A 714-nucleotide genomic window follows, 5' to 3' on the forward strand; every position below is an offset into this window, starting at 1 on the left:
CGCGGCCGCAGCAGGCGCGGCGGCCGGTGCCGCGGCCGGCGCCGACGCTTCGGCCGCAGGGGCGGCGGGCGCCTGGGCGAAGCCGGACGTACCGGCGCCGAGCAGGCTCAGGCCCAGCGCGAGTGAGACAAGGAATTTTTTCATTTCGGTTTTTTCTTTCGTGCCTTGCGTGTCAGAGGGCTTCGCGGCCCGTTTCACCGGTGCGGATGCGCACGACCTGCTCCAGGTCGTAGACGAAGACCTTGCCGTCGCCGATCTTGCCGGTGCGCGCGGCGCTTTCGACCGCTTCGATCACGCGCTCCACCAGTTCGTCGGCCACGGCGGCCTCGATCTTGACCTTCGGCAGGAAGTCGACGACGTACTCGGCGCCGCGGTACAGCTCGGTGTGGCCCTTCTGGCGGCCGAAGCCCTTGACCTCGGTGACGGTGATGCCCTGCACGCCGATCGCAGACAGCGCCTCGCGCACTTCGTCGAGCTTGAATGGTTTGATGATGGCTGAGACCAGCTTCATGGTGTTTCTCCTTCAGAGGGAAGAGGACGGCGCGGCGGCGGGCCGCGCCGTGTATGTTTACAGCGTCTTGGTCAGGATCAGGATGAAACGTGTGGCGTTGGGCGAGAAGGTGGTCTGGCCGATGGGACCGATGGGCGAGGGGATGCCCGGGCTTGCGACCAGGTTGAAGGCGCTCTGCTCGTTGCCGCCCTGGACGTAGCCGC

The 714-nt window shown here is 66.8% G+C and carries 1 protein-coding gene; it reads right to left on the reverse strand.

Going from position 1 to position 714, the window contains the following annotated elements:
* Nucleotides 1-172: 172 nt before the first annotated feature.
* Nucleotides 173-511: a P-II family nitrogen regulator gene (glnK, locus tag AC1DYK_RS35470; protein WP_478090065.1), complete on the reverse strand. Its 339-nt coding sequence runs from the start codon at nt 509-511 to the stop codon at nt 173-175.
* Between the last annotated feature and the right edge of the window lie 203 nt (nt 512-714).

Source organism: Variovorax sp. P2_H12 (assembly GCF_056403395.1).

Excerpts from the sequence above, each read along its gene's own strand:
- glnK (WP_478090065.1), bottom strand. The coding sequence starts at position 511 with ATGAAGCTGGTCTCAGCCATCATCAAACCATTCAAGCTCGACGAAGTG.